Annotated in this window: 27 protein-coding genes and 1 pseudogene; 6 read left to right on the top strand and 22 right to left on the bottom strand. The window is 39.8% G+C overall.

Annotated elements, in window-relative coordinates; all coding sequences use genetic code 11:
• The first annotated feature begins 20 nt into the window (after positions 1-20).
• Positions 21-677, top strand: coding sequence for an acetoin utilization AcuB family protein (locus tag GJS40_RS07040; RefSeq protein WP_270897177.1), 657 nt, complete (start codon positions 21-23; stop codon positions 675-677).
• Positions 667-1,830, top strand: coding sequence for an acetoin utilization protein AcuC (locus tag GJS40_RS07035; protein WP_270897176.1), 1,164 nt, complete (start codon positions 667-669; stop codon positions 1,828-1,830). The genes GJS40_RS07040 and GJS40_RS07035 overlap by 11 nt, the downstream gene beginning before the upstream one ends.
• 53 nt (positions 1,831-1,883) lie before the next feature.
• Here the strand turns inward: GJS40_RS07035 and motS are convergent, their stop codons facing one another.
• The 14 genes from motS to GJS40_RS06965 all read right to left on the bottom strand — a co-directional run bounded on the left by motS (position 1,884) and on the right by GJS40_RS06965 (position 15,949).
• Positions 1,884-2,657, bottom strand: a complete 774-nt coding sequence (gene motS / locus GJS40_RS07030) for a flagellar motor protein MotS (RefSeq protein WP_270897175.1) — start codon at positions 2,655-2,657, stop codon at positions 1,884-1,886.
• Positions 2,647-3,459, bottom strand: coding sequence for a flagellar motor protein MotP (motP, locus tag GJS40_RS07025; RefSeq protein ID WP_270897174.1), 813 nt, complete (start codon positions 3,457-3,459; stop codon positions 2,647-2,649). The genes motS and motP overlap by 11 nt, the downstream gene beginning before the upstream one ends.
• A gap of 31 nt (positions 3,460-3,490) precedes the next feature.
• Positions 3,491-4,498 carry a catabolite control protein A gene (gene ccpA, locus GJS40_RS07020; RefSeq protein ID WP_270897173.1) on the bottom strand — a complete coding sequence of 336 codons (1,008 nt, stop codon included), beginning with the start codon at positions 4,496-4,498 and terminating at the stop codon, positions 3,491-3,493.
• 169 nt (positions 4,499-4,667) lie between these two features.
• Positions 4,668-5,741 (bottom strand): bifunctional 3-deoxy-7-phosphoheptulonate synthase/chorismate mutase, encoded by a 1,074-nt coding sequence (locus tag GJS40_RS07015; RefSeq protein ID WP_270897172.1) that lies wholly within the window; start codon positions 5,739-5,741, stop codon positions 4,668-4,670.
• Between the two features lie 839 nt (positions 5,742-6,580).
• Complete coding sequence (locus tag GJS40_RS07010; protein WP_270897171.1) at positions 6,581-7,027, bottom strand: YtxH domain-containing protein; 447 nt, start codon at positions 7,025-7,027, stop codon at positions 6,581-6,583.
• Between the two features lie 27 nt (positions 7,028-7,054).
• Positions 7,055-7,477: a DUF948 domain-containing protein gene (locus tag GJS40_RS07005; RefSeq protein WP_270897170.1), complete on the bottom strand. Its 423-nt coding sequence runs from the start codon at positions 7,475-7,477 to the stop codon at positions 7,055-7,057.
• Between the two features lie 178 nt (positions 7,478-7,655).
• Positions 7,656-8,960 carry a UDP-N-acetylmuramate--L-alanine ligase gene (gene murC, locus GJS40_RS07000; RefSeq protein ID WP_270897169.1) on the bottom strand — a complete coding sequence of 435 codons (1,305 nt, stop codon included), beginning with the start codon at positions 8,958-8,960 and terminating at the stop codon, positions 7,656-7,658.
• Positions 8,961-9,122: 162 nt separating this feature from the next.
• On the bottom strand, positions 9,123-10,217 hold the full coding sequence (locus GJS40_RS06995) for a nicotinate phosphoribosyltransferase (RefSeq protein WP_270897168.1): 1,095 nt from the start codon (positions 10,215-10,217) through the stop codon (positions 9,123-9,125).
• A gap of 118 nt (positions 10,218-10,335) precedes the next feature.
• On the bottom strand, positions 10,336-10,524 hold the full coding sequence (locus GJS40_RS06990) for a hypothetical protein (protein ID WP_270897167.1): 189 nt from the start codon (positions 10,522-10,524) through the stop codon (positions 10,336-10,338).
• Positions 10,525-10,721: 197 nt separating this feature from the next.
• Positions 10,722-12,839, bottom strand: coding sequence for a DNA translocase FtsK (locus GJS40_RS06985; RefSeq protein WP_408629375.1), 2,118 nt, complete (start codon positions 12,837-12,839; stop codon positions 10,722-10,724).
• Positions 12,840-12,965: 126 nt separating this feature from the next.
• Positions 12,966-13,583, bottom strand: coding sequence for a YtpR family tRNA-binding protein (gene ytpR, locus GJS40_RS06980; protein ID WP_270897165.1), 618 nt, complete (start codon positions 13,581-13,583; stop codon positions 12,966-12,968).
• A gap of 103 nt (positions 13,584-13,686) precedes the next feature.
• Positions 13,687-14,484, bottom strand: coding sequence for a DUF1444 family protein (locus tag GJS40_RS06975; RefSeq protein WP_270897164.1), 798 nt, complete (start codon positions 14,482-14,484; stop codon positions 13,687-13,689).
• Between the two features lie 104 nt (positions 14,485-14,588).
• Positions 14,589-14,915, bottom strand: a complete 327-nt coding sequence (locus GJS40_RS06970) for a thioredoxin family protein (protein ID WP_270897163.1) — start codon at positions 14,913-14,915, stop codon at positions 14,589-14,591.
• A gap of 23 nt (positions 14,916-14,938) precedes the next feature.
• Complete coding sequence (locus GJS40_RS06965) at positions 14,939-15,949, bottom strand: PTS transporter subunit IIC (protein WP_270897162.1); 1,011 nt, start codon at positions 15,947-15,949, stop codon at positions 14,939-14,941.
• Positions 15,950-16,071: 122 nt separating this feature from the next.
• On the opposite strand from GJS40_RS06965, the gene GJS40_RS06960 reads away from it, so the two are divergent.
• On the top strand, positions 16,072-16,512 hold the full coding sequence (locus GJS40_RS06960; protein WP_270897161.1) for a YtoQ family protein: 441 nt from the start codon (positions 16,072-16,074) through the stop codon (positions 16,510-16,512).
• A 379-nt stretch (positions 16,513-16,891) separates the two neighbouring features.
• On the opposite strand, the pseudogene GJS40_RS06955 reads toward GJS40_RS06960, so the two are convergent.
• From GJS40_RS06955 to GJS40_RS06945, 3 genes and pseudogenes are all read right to left on the bottom strand, one after another.
• Positions 16,892-17,556: pseudogene (locus tag GJS40_RS06955) on the bottom strand (enoyl-CoA hydratase/isomerase family protein).
• A 229-nt stretch (positions 17,557-17,785) separates the two neighbouring features.
• Entirely contained in the window at positions 17,786-18,322 is a 537-nt protein-coding gene (locus GJS40_RS06950) for a DUF84 family protein (protein ID WP_270897160.1), read from the bottom strand.
• Positions 18,323-19,393 carry a M42 family metallopeptidase gene (locus tag GJS40_RS06945; RefSeq protein ID WP_270897159.1) on the bottom strand — a complete coding sequence of 357 codons (1,071 nt, stop codon included), beginning with the start codon at positions 19,391-19,393 and terminating at the stop codon, positions 18,323-18,325.
• Between the two features lie 135 nt (positions 19,394-19,528).
• Here GJS40_RS06945 and GJS40_RS06940 point away from each other — a divergent pair, with 135 nt between their 5' ends.
• Together GJS40_RS06940 and GJS40_RS06935 are read left to right on the top strand one after the other, a co-directional pair.
• Positions 19,529-19,834: a PepSY domain-containing protein gene (locus tag GJS40_RS06940; RefSeq protein ID WP_270897158.1), complete on the top strand. Its 306-nt coding sequence runs from the start codon at positions 19,529-19,531 to the stop codon at positions 19,832-19,834.
• A 686-nt stretch (positions 19,835-20,520) separates the two neighbouring features.
• Positions 20,521-20,643 carry a hypothetical protein gene (locus GJS40_RS06935; protein ID WP_270897157.1) on the top strand — a complete coding sequence of 41 codons (123 nt, stop codon included), beginning with the start codon at positions 20,521-20,523 and terminating at the stop codon, positions 20,641-20,643.
• Positions 20,644-20,805: 162 nt separating this feature from the next.
• On the opposite strand, the gene trmB is transcribed toward GJS40_RS06935, so the two are convergent.
• Positions 20,806-21,447: a tRNA (guanosine(46)-N7)-methyltransferase TrmB gene (gene trmB / locus GJS40_RS06930; protein WP_270897156.1), complete on the bottom strand. Its 642-nt coding sequence runs from the start codon at positions 21,445-21,447 to the stop codon at positions 20,806-20,808.
• Between the two features lie 15 nt (positions 21,448-21,462).
• Positions 21,463-22,296 carry a phosphotransferase family protein gene (locus GJS40_RS06925; RefSeq protein ID WP_270897155.1) on the bottom strand — a complete coding sequence of 278 codons (834 nt, stop codon included), beginning with the start codon at positions 22,294-22,296 and terminating at the stop codon, positions 21,463-21,465.
• Positions 22,297-22,596: 300 nt separating this feature from the next.
• Here GJS40_RS06925 and purU point away from each other — a divergent pair, with 300 nt between their 5' ends.
• Complete coding sequence (gene purU / locus GJS40_RS06920) at positions 22,597-23,469, top strand: formyltetrahydrofolate deformylase (RefSeq protein WP_270897154.1); 873 nt, start codon at positions 22,597-22,599, stop codon at positions 23,467-23,469.
• A 15-nt stretch (positions 23,470-23,484) separates the two neighbouring features.
• On the opposite strand, the gene GJS40_RS06915 is transcribed toward purU, so the two are convergent.
• The 3 genes from GJS40_RS06915 to GJS40_RS06905 all read right to left on the bottom strand — a co-directional run bounded on the left by GJS40_RS06915 (position 23,485) and on the right by GJS40_RS06905 (position 25,540).
• Positions 23,485-24,429, bottom strand: a complete 945-nt coding sequence (locus tag GJS40_RS06915) for an NERD domain-containing protein (protein ID WP_270897153.1) — start codon at positions 24,427-24,429, stop codon at positions 23,485-23,487.
• A 63-nt stretch (positions 24,430-24,492) separates the two neighbouring features.
• Positions 24,493-25,182, bottom strand: a complete 690-nt coding sequence (locus GJS40_RS06910; protein ID WP_270897152.1) for an LrgB family protein — start codon at positions 25,180-25,182, stop codon at positions 24,493-24,495.
• Positions 25,175-25,540, bottom strand: coding sequence for a CidA/LrgA family protein (locus GJS40_RS06905; RefSeq protein ID WP_270897151.1), 366 nt, complete (start codon positions 25,538-25,540; stop codon positions 25,175-25,177). The genes GJS40_RS06910 and GJS40_RS06905 overlap by 8 nt, the downstream gene beginning before the upstream one ends.
• Positions 25,541-25,696 lie beyond the last annotated feature (156 nt).

The following is a 25,696-nucleotide window of genomic DNA, read 5'->3' as shown; positions in this document are numbered from 1 at the left end:
CGACAGAGAGGTGATGATGGATGCTTGTGGAAGAAGCAATGAAAACAGATGTTATTACGGTGAATAAAGAGACGACCATTCAAGAAGCTATCGAATTGTTGGAAAAACATAAAATTAGACATATTCCCGTCGTTGAGCAAGATCACACTCTCATTGGGATTGTCTCCGACCGGGATATTCGCGATGCGAGACCTTCGATTTTTCATAAACATCTTGATGACGATCAATTTCTCCAAGAACCTGTTTCAAAAATAATGAAGTCACCCGTTCACACCGCCCATCCTTTTGATTTTATCGATGAAGCGGCCGTCATTTTATACGAAAAAGATATCGGCTCGCTCCCAGTTGTTACGGACGATGATAAACTTGAGGGTATACTTACGGAGACAGACGTTTTACATACATTGATTAAACTCACCGGTGCTCATCAACCATCCTCTCGAATTGAAGTTGTTGTCCCTAATATTTCCGGTCAATTGGCGAACATTGCCAATATTTTAAAAGAACACGACGTCAATGTGACAAGCGTTCTTGTTTACCCTACAAAAGACACAAAAAATAAAACATTAACCTTCCGAGTGCAGACGATGGATCCTCGTCAAATCATTTCAGAAATAAAGAAAAAAGGCTATGAAGTAAGCTGGCCTGCACTCCCAAGGTGGTCATATGATGAATGAAGCGTTATTTATTTACTCGGAGGAACAGTTAACGTATAAATTTAACGACGACCATCCGTTTAACCACGTGCGCTTAAATTTAACGCACGACTTACTTCGGGATATGGGGGCATTAAAAGATAATCATATTATTCCCCCACGTATGGCGACCGATGAAGAAATTGCACTTATTCATGATACGTCTTACATTGAAGCAGTCAAAGCTGCCGGAGAAGGAAAGCTTAGTGCGGGAGTTGCCAATAATTATGGATTAGGGACAGAAGATACACCCATTTTTCCCCATATGCATGAAGCGTCTGCGTTGCTTGTTGGGGGAACGTTAACTGCAGTAGACAAAGTAATGACGGGAGAAAGTCAACATGCATTAAATTTAGGAGGGGGACTTCACCACGGTTTTCGCGGAAAAGCTTCCGGGTTTTGTATTTATAATGATAGCTCCATTGCCATTGAATATATGAGAAAAAAATATGGCGCAAGGGTGCTATATGTGGATACTGACGCACACCATGGAGACGGGGTGCAATGGGCCTTTTACGAAGATCACGATGTGTGCACCTTTTCCATTCATGAAACAGGAAGATATTTATTCCCGGGAACGGGGGCTGTGAGTGAAAAAGGAGCCGGTCAAGGCTTTGGTTATTCTATCAATATCCCCTTGGACGCTTTTACAGAAGATGAATCTTTCATCCATTGCTATGAAACCGCACTCAGGGAATTGATTGAATTTTTTAAACCGGATGTTTTATTTACCCAAAATGGGGCCGATGCCCATTATCATGACCCTTTAACACACTTATCTACCACCATTAAAACATACCACTATATTCCAAAGGTAGCCCATGAACTAGCGCACGAATATTGTGATGGCAAATGGATTGCTGTTGGTGGCGGTGGATATGATATTTGGCGAGTCGTTCCACGAGCGTGGGCGATTATTTGGCTCGAGATGACAAACCAAAAAGACTTGATTGAAGAAGAATTACCTGAAAGCTGGTTAAAAAAGTGGCAACCAAAATCCCCGGTAACGATTCCTCCAAAATGGTCGGACCCGGAAAATATGTACCCACCCATCCCACGTAAACAAGAGATCACTGAAAAAAACGAAAAAATGTTAGAGAAAGCACTTTATCATATTCGCAATGAAAAAAAATAACATTTTAACTAAAAAAACCAATCGTGTTGATACGATTGGTTTTTTCTGCATATCTACGGTTCGGTTGAAGAAGGAGTTTCTTCTATCGTTTCTGTTAATTGATTTTCAAAAGCCGGATCGGTAATCACGATGACGACGCGACGATTTTTCCGTAAATTTTCAGGCGTGTCATTCGGCGCGATGGGACGTGTTTCACCATACCCTGTTGCAATAAATCGTTCAGGATCTAATTGATGGTTTTCCACTAAATAACGGATGACACTTCCTGCTCGTGCTCCGGACAACTCCCAATTCGATGGGTAGCGAAAAGTAGAGATTGGACGATTATCTGTATGTCCTTCCACTTTTACCATGTTTGGGATATTATGAAGAAGCTCCCCTACTTTATTTAAAAAAGGTTTCGCTTCATCTAAAATATACGCTTCTCCTGTATCAAACAAAAGTTGTTCTTGTAATACTAATACAACTCCTCGATCATCCCTTGTTGCACTTATGTACTCACTTAATTCATTATCGTATAAGTATTCTTCTGCTTCTTTTAACAACTCATCTAACTCACCATCGTCCGACTCTCCTGATCCCCCTAACTCTAAATCATTCGAATCGCCTGCTGAATCAGGATTTTCAAATTCAACGACCGAGGTAAAATACTCAAACACTTGCCGGTTTTGAAAAGAATCTACCATCGCTTGAAACTTCTGCGCGTCAATGACAGACATAGAAAAGAGCATCACAAAAAATACGAGAATAAGAGTAACCATATCCGCAAAAGTCGTCATCCAAGCAGGAGAACCTTTTTGGTGAGGCTTTTCCTTTTTACGCCTCATTTGCGAATTCCTCCGTTTCTGCTAAATCTGCCTCTTTTCTCCGAACCCGTACAAAAGCATTTAATTTTTCCTCTAAAATTTTCGGGTTTTGGCCGGATTGAACGCCGATGACCCCTTCAATAATAATTTGTTTCATAAAAACTTCTTCTTCTGTTTTTTCTTCTAGTTTACTTGTAATTGGAAGGAAAACGAGATTGGCAAGGACAGATCCATATAATGTTGTTAATAAAGCAAGCGCCATATTTGGTCCGAGAGAAGATGGGTCTGATAATTCGTTCAACATTAAAATCAGCCCAATAAGTGTACCAATCATTCCCCAAGCAGGTGCATATTCCCCCGCTTTTTGGAAGAAAAGTCGTCCTTTTCGATGCCTTTCTTCCATTGCTACTACTTCTGCCATCATAATATCTTTAATAATGTCAGGTTCGATACCGTCTACCGCAAGTAGAATTCCTTTTTTAATAAACTCATCCTCCACATCATCTTCTAATGTGGCTTCAAGGGCTAATAATCCTTCTCGACGTGCTTTCGTAGATAAGTGTACAAACGTATCAATTAACTCATTCAAATCATTTTCTTCATAACGAAACGCTTCGCGGGCCACCCGCGGAGATTGTTTAATTTCTTGAGTGGAAAAGTTAATAAACAGCGCCGCCGTAACCCCTCCAAATACAATCAAAAACGACGCCAGCTGAACAAACATGAACACCGATTCCATGTCCGCGTTAACGAAAATAGCAAATAAAATGACAACGACCCCTAAAACAATTCCTATAGGTGTCATGATATCCGTTTTTTTCATGAAAGCTCCCCCCTTCTTTGCCGACATCCATTCACGCTTTCTTTGTAGAATCTCTCACTTCTAAGCGGTGAGGAAGCACTACGATCGCGTCTTCCACTTCTTCCTTATTCATATACTTCGTCAACAAGCGCATCGAAACAGCTCCGATATCATACATCGGCTGTACGACCGTCGTTAATGTTGGACGAACCATCACTGCAAGACGGGTATTGTTAAAGCCAATCACTTCAACATCTTCAGGTACGCGTACTCCTTTATCCTGTAAACCATGAATCACGCCTAGCGCCATTTCATCCGTTGCGACAAAGATTGCCGTTGGTGGTTTCTCTAAAGTAAGAAAATGTTGAGCCGCTTCCATTCCATCCGTATATTTGTAATCTCCAACGGCGACCAATTCTTGGTTAAAAGGAATTCCGTTATTTTCCAAGGCTTTTTTATACCCACTGAACTTTTGATAGCCGTTCATCGGGTCTTCCAACGATCCGGTCACAATTCCAATGCGCTTATTTCCTGATTCAATCAGCTTGGTAACCGCGTCAAAAGCAGCTTGTTGATGGTCAATATTCACGGAAGGAATTTCCTTTTTCTCATCGATGGTAGCCGCTAATACAACTGGAACTGGAGAACGCTTGAACTGCTCCACGTGGTCTTCGGTAATCACACTCCCCATGAACAAAATACCGTCTACTTGCTTTTCAAGCAGTGTATCAATCAAATCGATTTCTTTTTCTTTATTTTGATCAGAGTTACAAAGAATAATGTTGTATTTATACATCGTAGCAATGTCTTCAATTCCTCTTGCTAATTCTGCAAAAAAGATGCTTGAAATATCTGGGATAATCACTCCAACGGTCGTCGTTTTTTTACTAGCCAATCCTCGCGCTACTGCATTCGGTCGATAACCTAGTCTTTCAATCGCATCTAGTACTTTTTTTCTTGTTGACGGTTTTACATTGGGATTACCATTTACCACACGAGAAACAGTTGCCATCGACACCCCTGCTTCTCGGGCAACATCATAAATCGTTGTATTATTCACTCGAAAAACTCTCCTTTTTCCTTTCATTTTACTTTCATAATGTAAGGATATCATATTATAATTGAAGGAGGTTTCGCAATGACTTCCTTTATTTATATCGGATCAATTAACAAAATTTCCACTGATATTTTATAAAAAAGTGCCTCCTGTGGAAGGAGACACTTTGTCATTACAATTTGTATAATCCTGCATCCCGCAATGATTGTACAAAATCGTTAAACTGGGAAATATCCATTTGTTGAGCAGAATCAGACAAGGCAACAGCTGGGTCTGGATGGACTTCTGCCATGATAGCATCCGCACCGATCGCAAATGCTGCTTTTGCCGTTGGTAATAATAAGTCACGACGCCCGGTGGAGTGAGTAACATCCACTAGCACTGGTAAATGGGTTTCTTGTTTTAAGATTGGCACAGCAGAAATATCCAACGTGTTTCGTGTCGCTCGTTCGTATGTGCGAATTCCCCGCTCACATAACATGACGTTGCCGTTTCCTTTTGCTAAAATATACTCTGCTGCTTTCACAAATTCATCAATCGTAGCAGAAAGCCCACGTTTTAACAGAACCGGTTTATCCGTACCGCCCACTTCTTTTAATAAATCAAAGTTTTGCATATTGCGTGCACCGATTTGAATGACGTCGATATACTCACAAGCCATTTCAACGTCGTTCGGATTCATCACTTCACTGATGACAACCATATCCAACTCTTCCGCCACGCGTTTTAAAATTTCCAGCCCTTCTTTACCTAATCCTTGGAAATCATACGGCGACGTTCTCGGCTTAAAGGCACCGCCTCGTAACAGTTTTAATCCTTGCGCTTTCATCGCTTCTGCTACTTCTCGAACTTGCTCATAACTTTCCACAGAACAAGGACCGGTAATTAAATGCTGTTCTCCATTACCAATTTTGATACCTTTTAAATCTACTATTGTATCTTCCGGCTTTTTCTTACGGGACACAAGCAATGCTTTCCGGTTATCATCTTCTTGTAACCCTAAACTTAGTTGGAAAATTTGTTTAAATAAATGTTGTAATGTATCCGTATCAAATGGTCCTTTATTATGTTCCGCAATGATATCAAGCATTTTTCTTTCACGCACAGGATCAAATCTTTTTTGACCGGACTTACTTTTCACTTCCCCAATTTTTTGAACGATTTTGCCGCGTTCATTAATGAGTTCCAATAGCTTTAGATTCACATCATCTAGTTGGGCTCGCAGCGCATCTAATTGATCACTCATTGCCTCCACTCCTTCTCTTTCTTTCAAAGATTCTAACATTTTTTCATGTTAGCAACTATTATATACGAAGTTTTCTTTCATGTCAGCCTTTTTTTCTTTATTAATTAAACGCTTTTAAGTGCTAAAGTGAAAAAACCTTTAAAATTCCTGTTTCCCATCGAAAGGACATCATTTATATTTATATTTTTCATTACTCTGTAAACGCTATTCCAAACTTAAAAAAATCTGGGACATAACTAGCCAACAAAAAATGATAAATATTTGCCTCCAAAAACCCGAACACTGATTTTACCTTTGACATCATCATCCTGGGATGATAAACAGAACAGCCAGTCGGTTCGACGCAAGAAGCTTTATGGAGAACGGGATCCTCATTGTAAAACGTCATGAGACCATTCGATGGAAGTTTGATGCGAAATTTCGTCCCATGGACCTTTTATGCGACACTTCATTGCATCGTTCTCGTCAAGAAAGGTCGGATGAAACATGATGCGGCCTTATTTTATCCTAATTTCTTCCATTTTTACGCCCCTTCCATCGTTTTTTTGCAAAAAAATACGTCGCATGAAACGTTCATGGAACGCTTCATCTTCCTTTTTAAAGCAAAATGTGTCCCATGAATCGTAATAGCCCTCCAAATGAACCAAATATTACCAATTCCAGTCCTCTTGGGACCATTCCTGATCAGATTGTACGAAAAAATTGTCGCATGACGAGTTCACGACACTTTTTTCATCTTTGTGATGAAACATTGGTCTCATCACTTTTACACAAAAAAAGAGAGACTCACCAAGTTTTTAACGAGCATCTCTCTTTTTTTATCCTTGCCTCTTTTAACTTTAATAGTTTGTTTCTTTTTCCGTTGTGACGGATTGTAATTCATCTACGTCTTTTTTGACATCTTCTTTCATTTGTTCTTTCGTTTCATCTAAATCACTTGCTAATTCTTGTGCAAGCTCATCTGCGGTTTTTTCGGCTTTTTCCGCTGTTTTTCGAATGCTTGCTGTCGCTTCTTTAACACGTTCATACAATTGATTGGATTGTTCTTGCACAGTTTTGGCTAGTTCTGAAGATTTTTCTTTCGCTAACGTTGCCCATTCTGAACCTTTCTCTTTTGCATCGGAAGTAAATTCTTCCGTTTTCAATTTTGCTGTTTGCGCGCCTTCCGAAATATCTTCCCTTAATTCTTTTCCGGATTTAGGGGCTAATAACAGCGCTGTGCAAGCGCCAACAATCGCTCCAATCAAAGTTCCTATCATAAAATCTTTCGTATTCATATCTGACATATTCATCACCTTCCCAACAAAATTTAATCATTGCACTGACTTTCGTTTACGTTCCTGCCATTTCCCATATAAATCAATGATTGCTTGTCCCCATTGAACAGCTTGGGCGACTTCTTCGGATCGAGTGTGAGAATATTTCTCTACCATCTCGGATACTTCCCGAAAAGAACGACTGACTGTATTTAAGGATGTGCCTACTTGTTCAAAGGAAGTAAATAAACTGTTTAAGGAATCTGTTTTATGTTGGATATCATCCGCAATGAGACTCGTTTTTTGAATCAATTGCTCAGATTCTTTCGTGATCCCTTGCATTTGCTTTTCAACGCGTTCTAACGTATGAGACACCTTAGACATCGTTTCACTCGCTCTTTTCAATGTTTTTACCATATAAATGGTAAGTGCGGCAATGGAAAGTGCAATAATGGTTACACTTATGTAGACGAATATCATGCAATAAGCACCTCCTTCCAACATACTTACCACTTTTTTAGTATCATGAAACATGAAGACAATATATTTTCTTTCCATTACTTCAAATTCGGGAAATTGTCGAGAATTCCTGCTTGATTAAATGTTTTTAAAAGAAAAACTCCGCTTTTATCCGTTTATAAAAGCGGATCTGTTTTGATTACTTTTCCAGAAGAGAGCCTTCATATGCTTGTTGAAATTTTTGAATATCTCCTGCACCCATAAATAATAAAACGCCTTGTTTATGCTTTGCCAATTGATTCACTTGCTCTTCCTTCAACAACAATGAGCCTGGAATTTTATCTTGTAAATCAACGATAGAGAGAGAGCCTCCATTTTCTCTGGCAGAGCCAAAAATATCGCATAAGTAGACATAATCTGCTTCTTGCAAGCTTTCAGCAAATGCATCTAAAAAAGTTTCCGTCCGAGAATACGTGTGTGGTTGAAAGACTGCAACAATTTCTTTATCAGGAAACTTTTGTTTCGTCGCTTCCAACGTTGCTTTGATTTCGGTTGGATGATGAGCGTAGTCGTCAATCAATATTTGATTGCCAACTTTCTTTTCCGTAAACCGACGCTTCACTCCCGGAAAAATTTTAAGTTGTTCCATCATGATTTCAGCGGGAACATCTTCGTAATGACAAAGGGCGATGACGCTAAGAGCATTTAATACATTGTGACGACCAAACCCTGGGATGGTAAAGGTGCCAAACAAATCGCCGCGAATGTATACGTCAAATGTCGTTCCACTCTCATTCGTCTGAATATTGCTTGCGTTAAAATCATAATTTCCTTCAATGCCATAATACATAATCGGCACAGGTGCATTTAATCGTTGCAAATATTCATCGTCTCCACAAGCAACAATCCCTTTTTTCACTTGACCAGCGAATGCTTCAAAGGCGGATACAACATCCTCTACATTTTTAAAATAGTCCGGATGATCATAATCGATATTCGTAATAATCGCATAATCAGGCTTGTAATGCAGAAAGTGTCTTCTGTACTCACACGCTTCAAACACAAAAAAGGTGCTGTCGGCTTCTCCTTTTCCAGTGCCATCTCCAATGAGGTAAGAAGTAGGTTTGAACTTTTCAAGTACATGTGCGAGCAAGCCCGTTGTTGAAGTTTTTCCATGAGAACCCGTAACGGCAACGGAAGTAAAACGTTCTAAAAATTTTCCGAGAAAAAACGGATAGCGATGGATAGGAATATCCAATTCCTTCGCTTTCCGAATTTCTTCATTTTCTTCTCCATAAGCTGCAGATGCAATAATCGTATAATCTTTTTTTATATTTTCTGTCTGAAATGGATATATCGGAATCCCTTTTTCTTCTAATGGAATTTGCGTAAAAAAACGCTTTTCTACGTCCGAACCTTGTACTTCATAACCCATGTCGTGAAGAATTTGCGCCAAAGCGCTCATTCCTGATCCTTTTATGCCTATAAAATGATACGTAGTCATCATTTCGGACCTCCATTTGTCTCGCTTCCCGACAACTTCTTCTCTATTTACGGGAGGCACACCGCTTTTATTCACACCTTACCTATTGTAACAGAAAAAAAATGGATCTCCAATCTGGTTACTTTAGGTGAAGTGACAAAAAAGCCGACAGAAAGCACTTCTCTATACTTTTTGCAATCTCGGGTTGGGGCGAAATTTCCGTCCTGCTTTCGCTTCATTTTTCCCATTTAATTTTACATTATCACCAGTAAAACCGATATGAATCTTCAGTAAACTTTTCCCCACCCCATACATATCTACAGGAACACCTTGTTGTTCATAGTTAAGAATACGTTCTGCTGTAAAACCACCGCTCGCCATAATTTGAACGTGCTCAAATCCTTCTTTATCGAGCGTATCTCTTAGTGCAAAAATGAGTTCAGGATTTGCGCCACGCGGATCAAAAGAGCCCATGACTTGCGGATTGCGACAGAAGTATTGATCAACCATCGTGTTCGAAGTGTCTAGCCGCACTGCCTTTAATGTCTCCCCAAATTCCCGAGCGACTTTTAAAGCATCGGTAATGACATCATTGTTATAATCTACAAGGGCCACCAGATCATCTTCCGGGTACGTTTCGTGATATGCTCTCGTCGCTTCCACGATGTCTCCTTCAAACAATTGAATCAAAGCATGGGGCATCGTCCCCATTCCTTTTTTTCCCCACCATTCGCTCATGGCATGAGTTGCCTGGGCTTTCGACCCACCAATGTAGGCAGCATAACCATCCCCTGCTTGTTGAGTAAAATGATCATCCCTGTCTCCCATGAAGATAATCGGTTTTTGTTTTCCGGATACCCTCGCTGCTTTCACGACATTATACACATTTGTAGCAACCGATGTGCGTCTTGCTAAAATTCCATCAATGACCCCTTCTAAAAAGCCAAAGTTTTGATATGGTCCTGTAATCGTAAGTACCGTTTCATACGGTTTAATTTTATCTCCATCTTCCAGAGAGTAAATTTCCAACTCATCCGGGTTTTTGGCAAAGCTTTTTACAAGTGCAATCACTTCGTCAGTACCACATAAGACTGCATCTTCTTTTTGAAAAAATTGCATCGTAACGATGGAATTTGGCCGGTATTTTTCAGCAATTTCTCTCGTCTTTAAAAAATATACTGCTGAAAACCAGCCTTCGCCTACTCTTTCGTCGAATTTAAATGTTTTGTTCGTTAGTCGTTTAATTTTCCCTTGCATTTTCAACTCTATTTCTTTCATTGTTCGTCCCTTCTTTTCCCTCTCATTTGAAATTTATGTAAGTTAGAAAGAAACTGTCTCAAAAAGGACGACATACATCCCATTTCCCATTTGAGACAGTTTGTAGATCCATCATTTTTTAATGGATGATAGCGTCTTTGCCACCTTCCATAATAACAGCTTCGACAATTTCATCGATATCCTTTTGCTTGATGTTGCGCAATCCATCCTGAAAGACAACCGGCACTTGTAATTCTTCTTCTTTCAGTAATTCTAAACGTTCCGGATACAGAAACTCTAATAAAAACTGAAGCTGAATTTGTTCCATAGAAGTTCCTCCTTTAAGTTATCACGCTTTTCAGTCACTTGTACTAGAGTTCTTTGGATCGGAAAAGAGAATTACATGTTGCTATGAAATTGTTTGAAGCTAGAGAAGTTATTCTTATCATATATAACAGGAAACGGATTGACAAGTGAAGCGTCGAAATTGTCTTTTAAGCTTTTCCCTTCTACTTATTCCTTTTCTCATTTCAATTCTTGAGTGTTGAAAAATTTTTCTTGAATTTCAGTCTTAGTCATAAATACACGGCGTGGTTTGCTTCCCATTGCTTCAGAAACGATGCCACGAGCTTCCATCATGTCTATTAATTTGGCTGCTCGGTTATAACCGATGGAAAAACGACGCTGTAATAAAGAAGAAGAGGCTCTTCCTTCTTCAGCAACGAATAAACAAGCTTCTTCAAATAATTCATCTTCATTTTCCTGCTCCATTTTCTTTGATAGATCTTCATGGGTGAATAAATAATGTGGCTTTTGACGAGATTTTACCATTTCTGTTACTGCGTCAATTTCTTCATCGGAAACGAACGCTCCTTGTACTCGAATTGGCTTTGCGCGACCGTTTTCATGAAAAAGCATATCTCCTTTTCCAATTAATCTCTCTGCGCCACTCATATCTAAAATCGTCCGTGAATCTGTTTGAGAAGATACAGCAAAAGCAGTCCGACTAGGAATATTTGCTTTGATTAATCCAGTAATGACATCCACCGATGGACGCTGGGTCGCCACCAATAAATGAATGCCAGCCGCTCTTGCTTTTTGAGCGATACGACAAATCGCATCTTCCACATCTTGCGGTGAAACCATCATTAAATCCGCTAATTCATCTATCACAATCACGATATAAGGCATCTTATCGGAAGAATTTTTTTCGTTGTATCTTTTAATATCTCTTACTCCACTCGCTGCAAGTTTCTCATAGCGGGATTCCATTTCCTGGACAGCCCACTTTAGCGCTGCCGTTGCTGATTTTGCATCGTGAATAACAGGGGTGACTAAATGAGGAATGTCTTTATAGGAAGCGAGTTCTACCATTTTAGGATCGATGAGTATGAAACGAACTTCTTCCGGAGTTGCCTTATAAAGCAAACTAATGAGCATCGCGTTTATACAGACGCTTTTCCCTGAACCTGTTGCCCCGGCGATTAATCCGTGAGGCATACTTTTCAAATCTGAAATAATTGGTTTCCCAGAAATATCTAATCCCATCGCAACGGTTAACGGAGAGTCTTTTTCTTGAAACGATGGATGCGTTAATATCTCCTTTAAAAACACCAGCCTGCTCTTTTCATTCGGCACTTCAATTCCAATGGCATTTTTTCCTGGAATAGGAGCTTCTATCCGTAAATCTTTAACGGCTAATGCTAATTTAATATCATCGCTTAAATTGGTAATTTTGTTCACTTTGACCCCCGGTTGAGGTTGGACTTCGAATCTTGTAATGGCAGGACCTTTTGTGACATCTACTACTTTGGCTAGAACGTTAAAGTGTCGCAATGTTGCTTCTAGTTGCTTTCGTTTTTCATCAATTTCATTATGATCATCATTTTTAAATTTCACCGGATTTTTTAATAGCTGATAAGATGGATAAGAATAATGTCTTTCTTTCTTTTCGTGTTTTTGTTTTTTATCGGTCGGATACATCATCACATTATACGGAATACGAGTGATCTTCGTTTCTGTTTGCCGGGAAGATTGCTTTTCATTGGATTGGTTTTTCGGAAAAGACTTGTGCTGCTGTTGACTCGTCTCAGATAGTTTGCTTTTTTCTTCACTAGGCTGTCTCTCCGTCTCAACGAAAGGAATAGGCTCTTTTTGGGAAGACTCAGTTTCGTTTTTCCGTTCTTTCGGTTTCACCGGAGTATTTTTTTCAACCAATGATTCGCTTTGTGTCTTTTCAGTCTCCTCTTCACGATTCACTTGTTCTTCTGCAACCGCTTGCTTTTTTAACGATTGATGGTGAAGAGGGAGATGTTTATACCCAAATATTGGAGATGGGGTCGGCTCATATGTAAAATTTTCTCCTTGAAAATAAGACTGTTTCGCATGTTCATTTTCCTTCTTCTCCCCCTTATTCCATTCCGTCACTGCGTCTTCTAAATTAACAGGTTTCCATTGTTCCGCTTGAATCGGATGGTCGTCTACATTGACAGGAAAGCGAAATTTTCCTTTTTTAGGATAATGATGTGTGATCTTTACACTCGCTTCTTCCATCGGGTAACGAATTCGTTTTCGTCTCGTTTTTTCATCACTATAGAAAGGTTTGTCTTCTTCGCGATACGTGTTTTCTGCAAACTCTCCCATAAAAACGCGTAATAACTTTTTCCACCAACGTTCTAATACATTCAACTAAACAACCTCCCAAGTACCCGCCATGTAAGGGGGAATGGAAAGAACCACTAGTTTCTTACCAGTGGTTCTTCTTACATTTTAACGATAATATTGCAGCAAAAAGTCTTTTCCTACTTCATAATCGTCTGATAATACGAGAATGCCTTTTTCTTCAGGCACTTTTTTCAGAGCAAGCTCTGATGCGGAACAAATCATCCCGTTGGAAGGAACTCCCCGTAATTTTGATTTTTTAATTTTCATTCCCGTTGGCATCGTCGCTCCTGGTAAAGCAACGGGCACCTTTTGGCCTTTTTCTACGTTTGGCGCCCCACATACAATCTGTAGTGTCTCTTCACCTACATCTACCTTACAGACGCTTAATTTATCAGCATCCGGATGTTTTTTCTTCTCTTTTACATATCCTACAACAAAGAAAGATTTGTCTGGATAGTTGATGTTTTCTTCCACCTTATTTTCTGCAAATGCCTTTTCAATTAAATGTTTGATCTCTTCCGTAAGAGGAATCATTCCGTCATGCTTCACTTCTCCATATTTAGAAGCTTCAAAAATGTGAAAGCCGACCGTTTCATTCGTCTTTTGATGATATAGTCGCGCGACATCCCCTTGACGTTCTACCGCTCTTTTTTCTTTATCAATTTCCTTTAATGAAATGAGGAGGACATCTCCAATCCCTTTTCTGTTATAAAAAATGTTCATTTCCTTTACTCCTTCATGCTTAATCGTCACCATTTTCCAGCATTTATTGTATCATATCCGTTGTTTCGCTGCACCATTGCGACATATAGGTACAACGAAATATTTATTTTTTTGGTTTCTTACGGGCGAGGATAAAAATTGGTTCAAATTCTTTATTTTCATAAATAAAAGGAAGAGCAGTAATTGGTACTCGCCCGTTGGAGAAAAAGCGAAAAGTCATTTGACCTAATACGTCATAGCCTGCATCATTTTTTATGTCAGCAATGATGAGCACATCTTGATGAGGGACTGCAACAACCATTTCCCCTTCTATCTTTTTCTCCATCTCTTCTAAAAAAGGGTCATTTAAAATGCGACTTGCATCATAGCCATCATTTGTATTTACAAAATAGTAGATGTTCCCTGCCACTTCATCCGTTTGATACGAAACATCCAATGTCCGCACATTAAACAAGGCTGTTTCTTTTATTTCTTTTTCCGTATAACCCGCTTTTTCTACCGTGCTTTTGTCTAATATCGTATACGCTTCTCCCATATCCAACGCGTAATAAATCCGAGTTTCAGCGGTATGATCTGTGTACAACAGCGCTTCCCCCGTTTTTGTTTTTGTTGGAAAAGAAGTCGAGCGAATCACTGGATAAATATATTTTTCTTTCCCCTTTAATACAATGTCTTTTTCCATCGCTTCAAAAGTGGTTTGAATAAAATGAGCGGCATCCTCCAAGGCCCGCTCTCGGTCTTTCTCATGCTTTGCGAGCACTTTATTAATATCTAAATCGACCCCTTTTTTTAAACCGGTATGTTCAATACGCAACATGCTTTTTTCTTTATCAAAGGAGAACGTTCGATTTTTCCCCGCTAGACGTTCTTCTAACTTTTTGCGAAACGTTTCAATGTCCATTCAAAGACACACTCCTTTCACGTGCGGTTGTGTAGTCAAGTCTATCATGATTTCTTACTCATCAAAAGAAATCGCACCCGTATCTCACGAGTGCGAATGATGATTTAGGTTATTTTCTTTTCCGTTTCATCTAAGAACGCTTGAATTTCCTCTTTCGTTTTTCGGTCTTTACTAACGAAGCGTCCTACTTCTTCTCCTTCATGAAAAACGAGAAAACTTGGAATGCCGAAAACATCGTATTCTTGACAGATATCGATAAATTCATCCCGGTCCGCATGATAAAAAGTAAAAGAGGTATTATTTTTTTCAATTTCTGGAAGATCTGGTTCGATTACGCGACAATCCGGACACCAATCCGCTGAAAACATAACGACAGATTTTTGTCCTTCCACAGCTTGGGCGAAACTTTCTTTATCCGTAATTGTTTTCATCATGATTCCACCTTTCATCCAATCTATCCTAGTTCAATTTTCATATCACCCGGTTTGATCCATTGTTTCTTGCGCATCCATTCAGAAAGAAGAAGACTCACAATGGCAGGGCCAATAATTTGAAGGATAAGAATTCCGATGAATACTTCCATTGTAAATCCCATCGCTTCAAATGTCATCACTTGACCGACGAGACCACTTGTCCCCATTCCCGCACCGGCGGCATTGTTTTCCATCATAAATACCATTGTAGATAACGGGGCGAACACAATCCCGGCAACTGTTGGCGGGATCAATATGATCGGTTTCTTTAAAATATTTGGCACTTGAAGCATCGATGTTCCGAGACCAAGAGCAGCTAAACCAGAGACGCCATTTTCCCGGTAACTGCTTACAGCAAAACCGATCATTTGCGCCGAACAGCCAACCGTTGCCGCTCCTGCTGCAAGCCCTTCTAAGTTTAACATGAGTCCAATTGCTGCGCTACTAATTGGTGCTGTGAGAGCTAGTCCCATGAGAACAGCGACGACAATTCCCATAATAAACGGACGTTGATCCGTTGCCCACATAATGACTTCTCCGATTCCTACTAAGGTAGAATAAATGGCAGGACCAAAAAAATAAGATACGGTAAAACCAGTAAAAATCGTCACAAAGGGAGTCACAATGATGTCAAGACGAGTTTCTTTGGAAATAAGTTTTCCCATTTCCACCGCCAACACACTAGCAACGTATGCTCCTGCTGGACCGCCAAGCTCCGCCCCGGCTGCCCCGGTAATGACTGCTGAAAATAATACGAGTGGTGGCGCTTGCAAACCGTAAGCAATCGCTCCTCCAATAGCAGGACCCATTAAATCCATCGCTAGTTGTCCCATGTTTACAAAGTATGGCCACCCTAACTGTTCCCCAATCGTTTTGATAATTAATCCAACAATGAGTGATGCAAATAATCCAAGGGCCATATAGCTTAATGCAGTAATGATATATGTCTTGACAGATAGATTGACACCTTTGCGTAAAAAAAAGTCTCTCATGTCGTTCCTCCTGCAATCTTTTCTCTCGTTATTTTCTTCTCTATCTTACATCGTTTGCTTTTCCAATGACAAGCGTATTATGATGTAATTGGATTTTATTTGGATTAGAGGAGGATGTAGACATGGAATTAAACGTATATTTAGCCGGTCAAATTCACGATGATTGGCGGGATCAATTACGTCAAAAAGCAGAAGAAATGGAATTGCCTCTTCGTTTTTTCGGTCCGATGGAAAATCACGACCGTTCCGATAACATTGGGGAAGAAATTCTCGGAGTACAGCCAGACAATATTTACAAAGACGAAGCAGCTTCTCGCTTCAATAATTTACGCACGCAAATTTGGATGCAAAAAGCAGACGTTGTGATTGCCCAATTTGGGGAAAAATATAAACAGTGGAACACTGCGATGGATGCAGGAGCGGCAGTCGCACTAGGAAAACCATTAATTGTCATCCGCCCGAAAGAACTTCATCACCCAGTAAAAGAAATCGCAAATAAAGCAAACGTTGTCGTTGAAACACAAGATCAAGCACTGCAAGCGCTATCTTATGTCTTTGATTAATCTTCCAATGATTGAGAGGCCGTTTGACTTCAAATAGCGGAAAAAGAGGTCGCATGATGATTTCATGTGACCTCTTTTTTTAAGTATATGCTCCAAAATGGTCCATGACAACATGGAATGGAAATAAATGGGTGATATTTTTTAGGATATGCATGTGTCATGCGACATCTTTTCTCGTGAAACTTTTCTATAAGGGTCTTATCGACACTTTTCAGGAAAATGCGAGCCGCAACATGCTTCATGCGACCTATGATCCCTAAAAGTGTCACATGAATGATTCATGGCACCTTTTTTAGTATGAAATTCCGGTAGAATGGTCTCATGCGGCATCAAATTTCAACCAACTCAGCTATTCTTTCTTTATCCAATGGGACGAAAATTATTTGCGTTGAAATTGAGGTGTTCTTTTTTCAAAGAAAGCAGTTGCTCCTTCTTTCACATCTTCTGTCACACAAACATCTCCAAATAGTTGGGCTTCTAATTCTATTCCTTCCCGCAAAGGTTTGTTTATTCCTTCATTGATGGATTGCTTCGCTTTTCTCACCGCAATCGGACCGCGGAACATATTTTCTTCGCTAACGTTTTCGCAGCCTCCATCGCATCTTCTGCTACTTCTTCAATAATTCCAATTTCTTTCGCTTCTTCAGCCGAGACAGGATCTGCTGAAAAAATCAATTGTTTCGCTTTTCCTTCTCCAATTAAACGAGGCAAACGTTGCGTCCCTCCGTAACCTGGAAATACGCCGAGCCCTGTTTCTGGTAATCCAATTTGCGACTTCGGGGTGGCAATGCGAATATCACAAGCGAGAGCTAATTCTAACCCGCCTCCTAACGCAAAACCATCAATGGCGGCAATAGTCGGCTGCTCTAAATCTTCCAGTTTTTGAAAAATGCGTTGCCCTTTTTTCACTAGTTCTATTCCCGTTTCTTTCGTTAAGTCTAGAAAGTCGTTAATATCTACACCGGCAACAAATGCATTTCCACCTGCACCTGTTACAATGACGACATCGACATCTTTCGGAACTTCGTCTAATACTTGATCCATTCATCTAGCACTTGTTTTTCCAATGCATTCACTGGCGGCGAATCAATCGTCATATAACCAATTTCCTTTTCACGTGTAAAATATACTTTTTCCATTTGTTTCTCTCTCCCTCGCAAACATGACAAAGATTTTTATGTACTATTATTAATCTATATGAAAATTTAATTTTTCACAACATTTTTAAATTGAATGATAAGTATTTTTTTCAAATAAAAAATAAAGAAGACAGCTATTTATTCCTGTCCTCTTTATCCATCCCACAAAACTGATATTGACCATAGAGCAGTTGCACAATATGTTGAAAAAGATTGGCACGGTCCACGTGGCCAGCGGTAAAAACGCCGATTGCTCCTTCCTTGTGCCTAATCCCTTTTTTCTTCGTGTAACGTTCCATCACTCTCCCTAATTCTTCTCCTTCGTATAGTTGGACGGCAATTTCTTTTGGAAGACGAATTTTTGCCCCGCCAGCGGTCATTTCTTCTCCGGTCACTGTTTTTAACGCGCCCCAATTACAAACGTACAATCCATCATCCATCGGAACGACGCCGCCTTCAAGGCCTACCCCAATGGACATTCCTTTTTCTAATACTTCTCTTGCGCGGTGGATGGCTCCTCTTTTTGTTTCTTCTTCCGAAAAAGGTTGGGAAGATACGGAAGACGGAACAGAGAAAGATTGTACGTGATATTTCGGATAAGAAAAGACGCTTGTGACAGCGTCTATTTTTGCTTGATTGGTTGATCCTATTCCTACTTTTATTGTTTTCATCTAATCCCTTCTTATTTCCTCAACCATTTGTTGATCGGTATTTTCAATGAGTTTCATGAGTAGCGCTTTGGCAGCTGCATAGTCATCTACATGTAAAATAGAAGCAGATGTATGAATGTAACGGGAACAAACGCCGATCACGGCAGATGGTACTCCTTCATTGGCGATATGAACCCGCCCTGCATCGGTTCCGCCTTTTGAGACGAAATATTGGTACGGAATATCGTGAGTTTCCGCAATATCTAAAATAAAATCTCTCATTCCACGATGGGTAATCATCGTGCGGTCCATGATGCGAAGAAGCGCTCCTTGACCGAGTTGACCGAACGCATCTTTTTCCCCGGAGGTATCGTTTGCAGGACTTGCATCCAACGCATAAAAAATATCCGGTTGAATCATATGAGCGGCTGTGGCAGCGCCTCGAAGCCCTACCTCTTCCTGTACGGTCGCACCGGAATAGACAATATTCGGGTGGGGTTTTGTCTCTAATTCTTTCAGCAGTTCAATGGCAAGGCCGACGCCGTAACGATTATCCCACGCTTTCGCCATAATTTTCTTTTTGTTGGCAAGCGGTGTAAAAGGGCAAATCGGAACAATCGGTTGTCCAGGACGTATGCCAATATTTTCTGCATCTTCTTTATCATCCGCTCCGATATCGATATACATTTTAGAAAGGGGCATCGGCTTTTTACGAGTATTCTCATCTAATAAATGAGGAGGAGTGGAACCAATGACGCCTATGACTGTCTTATCTTCGGTAATAATTTGAACCCGTTGAGCCAGGAGCACTTGACTCCACCATCCCCCTAACGTTTCAAAACGAATGAGTCCTTCCTCCGTGATGGATTTGACTAAAAAACCGACTTCATCCATATGACCCGCAACCATCACACGAGGACCATTTTCTTTTCCAACTTTTTTTCCGAACACACTTCCTAATTTATCTTGAATGATTTCATCGCTGTAACGCTCTAATTCTTTTTTTACGTATTCTCTCACTTCATGCTCATGCCCGGGTGCTCCGCGTAATTCCGTGAGCGTCCGGAACATATTCATCGTTTCTTCGTTCATGATATACTCCTTTCGACTATCGACTCTTTCTTCATTTTAACGAAACTGTTACACTTTTTCTACAATCGAAGGCACCATTTGGAAAATCGCTGTATTTCCGCTATACTGAGAAAAAAGGGAAAGGTTGGTGTTAACATGAAAGCAAAAGACCTATTGCTAGGGATCGGCATCGGTTTTGCCATTGGCTATGCGGTGAAAGAATACGTGGAAAATGAACATATTTCACCGGAAAAAGCATTAAAAACGGTGAAAGATCATGTAAAAGATAACATACCAATCAATGGGTCATGGATTCATATGACTGCAGAAGATTACCACAAAGATAACTTGACATATAAAGTATACCGCGGAGGCCTTTCCAGTACTCAAGACGGTGAAACGAAACAATTAGACTTTGTCGTCGATGCGAAAACAGGAACCATTTTAGAGTTATCGTCCTAACAAAAAGAAATTGGACATAACTAAATCATTCCAATCAAAATACGAACAATGATTACCGCTTCGGAAGAATACTTCGTTTTCCGCGGGCACGGCCTCAGCCTCCTCGCGGGAAACCACCGCTCTTGGGTCTTCCGACGCACAGGACGTGTGAGTAGCGAACGTTGCGACAGGACGTTGCGGTTTTAGTCCGCCTCCATTTACCCTACACCGGAGTCTTCGCATTCTTCCTACGCTAGAACCACTCTAAGAAGGAAAATCCGAGCTAATGGGAAGTTCGGATTTTTTATAATTAATATACTTTTGTCCCAGTCTCATTCTTGTAGGGTGTTTTCCCTTCTGCTATGATTGGATTATTGTTTCTGACGGTATATTTCCTTAAGTTTACCGCCGGAAGTGCATTTCTCTGTGTCTCTAACACAAGAAATATAAATGAACCTCCAATGATTCTAGATGTACGCGGATAGTAAGCAGGACGGCCGAATAAGACGCAAGCACCCAATTGCAACTTCCCCGTCTGAGACCATTCGGTAGGAATTTTGTGTGATATTTCGTCGTATGAATCTTTTATACGACCATTCATTGCATCGATTTCGTAATAAAAGGTCGTATGAAACGTGTTGCGACCTTCTTCCAATTTTAACTTTCATACGACCATTTGACCGGTGTTTGATAAAATGAAGCGTCGTATGAAACGTTTATGGAACGATTTATCTCATTTTTTAAGCGTCATTCGTCGCATGAAGCAGAAAAACGCTCCGAATCACCTATTTATTTCCAATTCCATCTCTCTTACAACCACTCCTGTTTAGATTGAACGAAAAAAGTGTCGCATCACCAGTTCATACGACACTTTTTTCATCATTTTCATTTTAAAATGTTCTTTGTCCACAAAAAGAGAGACTCACCAAGTTTTTGGCGATGACTGAAGTTTTGTCCCAGTCTCTTTTCCTTTATTGCTATGTATGAGAAGACTACCGTGATTTGAAAGCTTCTAAACGATAAATTCGCGCTCCCTGTTCAGAAAATTTTTCTTCGTACTCTGTCATCACATTTCCTTCAAATTCACTACGGTGCAAGTCTAACGAGATATTTTTTAACGTAAATCCATATCGCGATAAACTTTCCAAAGAGTATTCGAATAACCCTTGATTATCCGTCTTCATGTGGATTTCTCCTTCTGGGTGAAGTACTTTCTCATATAGTGAAAGAAAAGACGGATGAGTGAGTCGCCGTTTCGCATGACGTTTTTTTGGCCAAGGATCGGTAAAGTTAATAAATAAGCGATGAATCTCATTTTCCTCAAAATAATCCAATAAATCAGCTACATTTGCTAGAATAAAGCGGAGATTATTAGGCTTTGTTTCTAATGCTTTTTCCAGCGCTGACACGAGAACACTTTCATATTTTTCAATTCCAATAAATAGCACTTCAGGATAAGCTTCAGCCATTTCCGTTAAAAATTTCCCTTTCCCAGTGCCTACTTCGACGAATAAAACTTTCTCTTGCCCGAAAATTTCCTGCCAGGATGTTTTTTTCTGAGCCGGAGACGTAATGACATATTCCGGATGAGCGGTAAGTTTCTCTTTCGCCCATGGTTTGTGGCGAAGTCTCATCCATTTCACTTCCTTTCATATCCGTTCCTCATGCAATAAACGCCCTAACTTTGTCATCTGCCATTCTTGTTTTTGATTCGATTGATTCATCCAATAATATATGGCATTCCGTAATGTATCTTGCACAACATACCAATGCATGCGACGTCTCAAATAAAAAGAATAAGAAATGCCATAAGCTTCTAACCACTTTTCCCAATTATTTCTTGGAATATATTCATACAGTACAAAACCGAGATCCAGTGCAGGATCTGCGACAATCGCTGCATCCCAATCAATTAAAAACAATTGATTTTGTTGGTTAATCATCCAATTGTTATGATTCATATCACCATGACAAACAACGGGTTGCGGATAATACACCTCTTGTTCATAACGCTCTAAATATTCCACTGTTTCCATAAATAATGGTGGCGGGGATTCAATCTGGCGAAGCTTTTCGTAAAACTCCTCCACAATGATAGTAGGGGTGAGCGGTTCATTCCCCATTCGTTTAAACATATCCAACAGTTCACTTGATAAATGTATTTTACTCAACATTTGTGCTACTTTTGGTTGATTCATATCCCTCGTTGACAACTCACGGCCATTGACCCATTCTTGCGCCGTAATAACATCTCCATTTTCCAGCCGTTTTGTCCATAACAATTTAGGTACAATTCCTTCGGCTGATAAAACGGCTAAGAAAGGGGAGGAATTTCTTTTCACAAAAATCTTTTTTTTACCGTGGCGCGCAATATACGCTTCCCCTGTTGATCCCCCCGCTGGCTCAAGCTCCCAACCTTCTGCCGACAAAAGTTCCAAGCCTCGTATTCTCATTTGCATAGATTGATGATGTTCATTATTCATAACGTTTTCCTTTTCCTTGGCGTTAGTTAATTTATTCTTTATTTTTCATAAAAGGGAGCAGAGTTTCTTCAATCATGAATACTCTGCTCTTTCTTACAGGTCCACCAGCGAGTTTTAAAGTACGTTTTCGTTCAAAGTGAGTCGCTTTTCATAATATCAAAGGAAACGAACTTCCGTCAACGGTATGAGAGTTTTTCAAATGATCACGTCTACTAGATGATCCACATTTCGTACATTACTTTTTTTTTATATGAATGAATGGTATAGTAAGCAAGAAAAAGCAACTTGGAGGAGTGGACAATGAAAGAGAAAAGTATTTTTCATCGCTGCCGTTTATTAATTTCTTGTTCAGATCAACCTGGGATTGTCGCCAGTGTATCAGAATTTTTACATAATTACGGGGCAAATATTGTCCAATCAGATCAATATTCGACCGATCCTGAAGGCGGTACGTTCTTTATGAGAGTCGAGTTTGACTTATATGACGCCACCATACCTATCGAAAAAGTGGAAAAAGCGTTCCATACAATTGCACAAAAATTTCAGATGGATTGGCGAATGGAAACAGAAAGTAAAAGAAAGAAAATGGCCATTTTCGTTTCCAAAGAAGATCATTGTTTATTAGAGTTGCTCTGGCGATGGCGTTCGGGAGAAATTGACGTCGATATTCCGGTTGTTATTAGTAACCATCCTACCTTACAAGACGTCGTTAAAAGTTACGGCATTGATTTTTATCATATCCCAATTACGAAAGATACAAAGTTAGAAAAAGAAAAAGAAACGATTCAGCTATTACACGAATATGACATTGACTTTATTGTGCTCGCCCGTTACATGCAAATTTTATCCAGCCAGTTTGTATCGGCTTTTAAACATCGAATCATCAATATCCATCATTCCTTTTTACCTGCCTTCATCGGGGCAAATCCTTATCAAAAAGCGTTTGATCGCGGAGTGAAACTGATTGGAGCCACCGCTCATTATGTCACTGATGACTTAGATGAAGGACCAATTATTGAGCAAGAAGTGTTACGTGTGAATCATCGCTATTCTGTTAATGAATTAAAATCCGTAGGGAAAAATGTAGAGAAAATTGCCCTCGCTCGAGCGGTAGAATGGCACGTCAGCGATAAAATATTAGTATTTGAAAATAAAACCGTTGTATTTGAGTAACAAAAAAGGCAGAATCTAATCTTCTGCCTTTTTTTCGTCAAAGATATCGTAGCGTTTAAAAGAGGTCGTAAGTGTGTGTTGTAGTAAAACGTCAGCAAATTCAATTTGTGCTTTTTTAATCGGAGAAGGATGTCTTCTTCGTTTCTCCAACCAATCCCTATACGTCCTTTTATCAATTAATTCTGTTTTACCTAACGTAGGGAGATAATCTATAAATGAATCAGGGGAAATGACGACGCGATGCATCGGATATGAAATATCACTTCTTTTTAAAATCTCTCTCATCATTCCTGTCATGCGGTTTAAAGAAAGAAGAGGACTTAAAATTTTTTTCCGTTCCTGTTCCGTTTCATACCAATATTTATCAGTTGCCGGTTCAAAAATGGTATCTGGTTGACCTTCTAACATCACCATCAAGTACATATCGGTAGGACTTATTAAGATGATATCCATCTCCACCGGTGCTTTCCCAATTACAAACACAGGATAATATAAAAGCATATAGTTATCCGGCAATTCACGTAAGAGTTGACGAAGGCGCAGATCATATTTATATTTCGGATGCAGTCTAGATTCCTCTAATAGTGAGGAGCTAGCCCAACGTAGTTGTGCCTCATAAAGGTCCTCGAAATACATGTCTTTTACTTCGTCTAACTCCTTCCCTTTGAGGGAAAGAAACGATGAATCCTCTTCCCAATCTTCGTGTTTCTGTTTTTTCTTCCAAGGTATTTGTTTTAGTTTTTCCAAGGCTGACGTGAAGAAGTTTCCTCCTGTGTTTTCAAACCAATTTTCAATATCACCATCGTCTTCTCGGTTTTTGCGCTCGACGTTCGCTTGAAGCCACTCTCTTTTTAAGTGGTGCCACCGTTCTTTTTTTAATCTTGTAAACTGGCTAGGATATCTTTGTATGTCTGTCTCGTAGCGAGAGACATAATCTTCTAATTTAATTAAATGAGCCATCTTTCACCTCTCCTACCAGTTATATCGACATATCGTTCACGACACTTTACATAGGGCTACAACTTAGAAAAAGAAGGAGGTAAAAAGTGGAACGACAAGAGAGACGATGATGGCACTTAGCGTCATTGATACTGAACTTGCAGCCCCCTCTTCTTCACCATTTTCCAATGCTTTTGCCGTCCCGATCGCATGGGACGCACACCCGGTTCCTACTCCTTTAGAAAAAACATCATGAATGTGAAATAAGCGAAATAAGTAAGGAGCAGTGAGAATCCCACCAATTCCTGCCACCATGACAAATATCCCTGCCAAGGAAGGAACACCGCCTGTTGCAAAAGCAATCTCCATCGCGACAGGTGTCGTTACCGATTTTGGCAACAACGACAAAATCACGAAATCGTCTAGCTTTACTAACCTTGCGAACAAATAGCCGGACAAAATTCCAATCATTGCTCCAATCAATACACTAATGACTAACGGCTTGAAAAACTTTCGAATCATATCTCGTTGATTATATAATGGATAAGCCAAGGCAACGACAGCAGGGCCTAAAAGGTGTTCAATCCATTGTCCTCCTGTCATATAACTTTCATAAGGAATATCAAAATAATACAGCAATGCTACAAGCACTACGGTTCCAGTAAAAATTGGTAATAGAAAGGGATGAGGGTATTCAGTATAAATCCTTTTCATTAGAAAATAGATAAGGATGGTAGCTATACAAAAAAACACCCCTGTGAAAAATTCACCCATTTTTCTCCCCCCGATTTATTAACGTTTGCGCAATCCATGCCGTGGAGAGCATTACGATGAGCGTCGATACATAGACGACGATGATCATAAAAATCCCACTACCTTTAAATAAATCTAAATAAACAATCACCCCGGCTGTCACCGGCAAAAATAGCAATGGCATATGCGCTAAAATGAGCGTTGTTCCTTTTGCAATCCATTCCGGCCGAATGACTTTTGTGAATAGAAGTAATAATAATAAAAACATTCCAAGAATGCTTCCTGGAACGGCGATGTCCAACCAAGTTTGTAAGGCTGCGCCAATATAATAGAAACCATATAAAATCGCAATGTGAACGACAATTCTCCACACATCCATGCTTGTTCATCCTTTATTCTACGCTTATTTTCCTCTTATTGACATTGTACCAAACTTTATTTCACTTTACTTTAAAAGTTTAAAAGATAGATACAGAAAATGATAGTGGTAAAAATCAATCATTTATATCAGTTTTATATGTTTAAATATGATAAA

The sequence above is a fragment of the Aliibacillus thermotolerans genome (assembly GCF_027853235.1).
Classification (GTDB): Bacteria; Bacillota; Bacilli; order Bacillales; family Marinococcaceae; genus Aliibacillus; species Aliibacillus thermotolerans.
The sequence above is the reverse complement of the archived record's forward strand: the minus strand, read 5'-3'. Positions and strand labels throughout refer to the sequence as shown.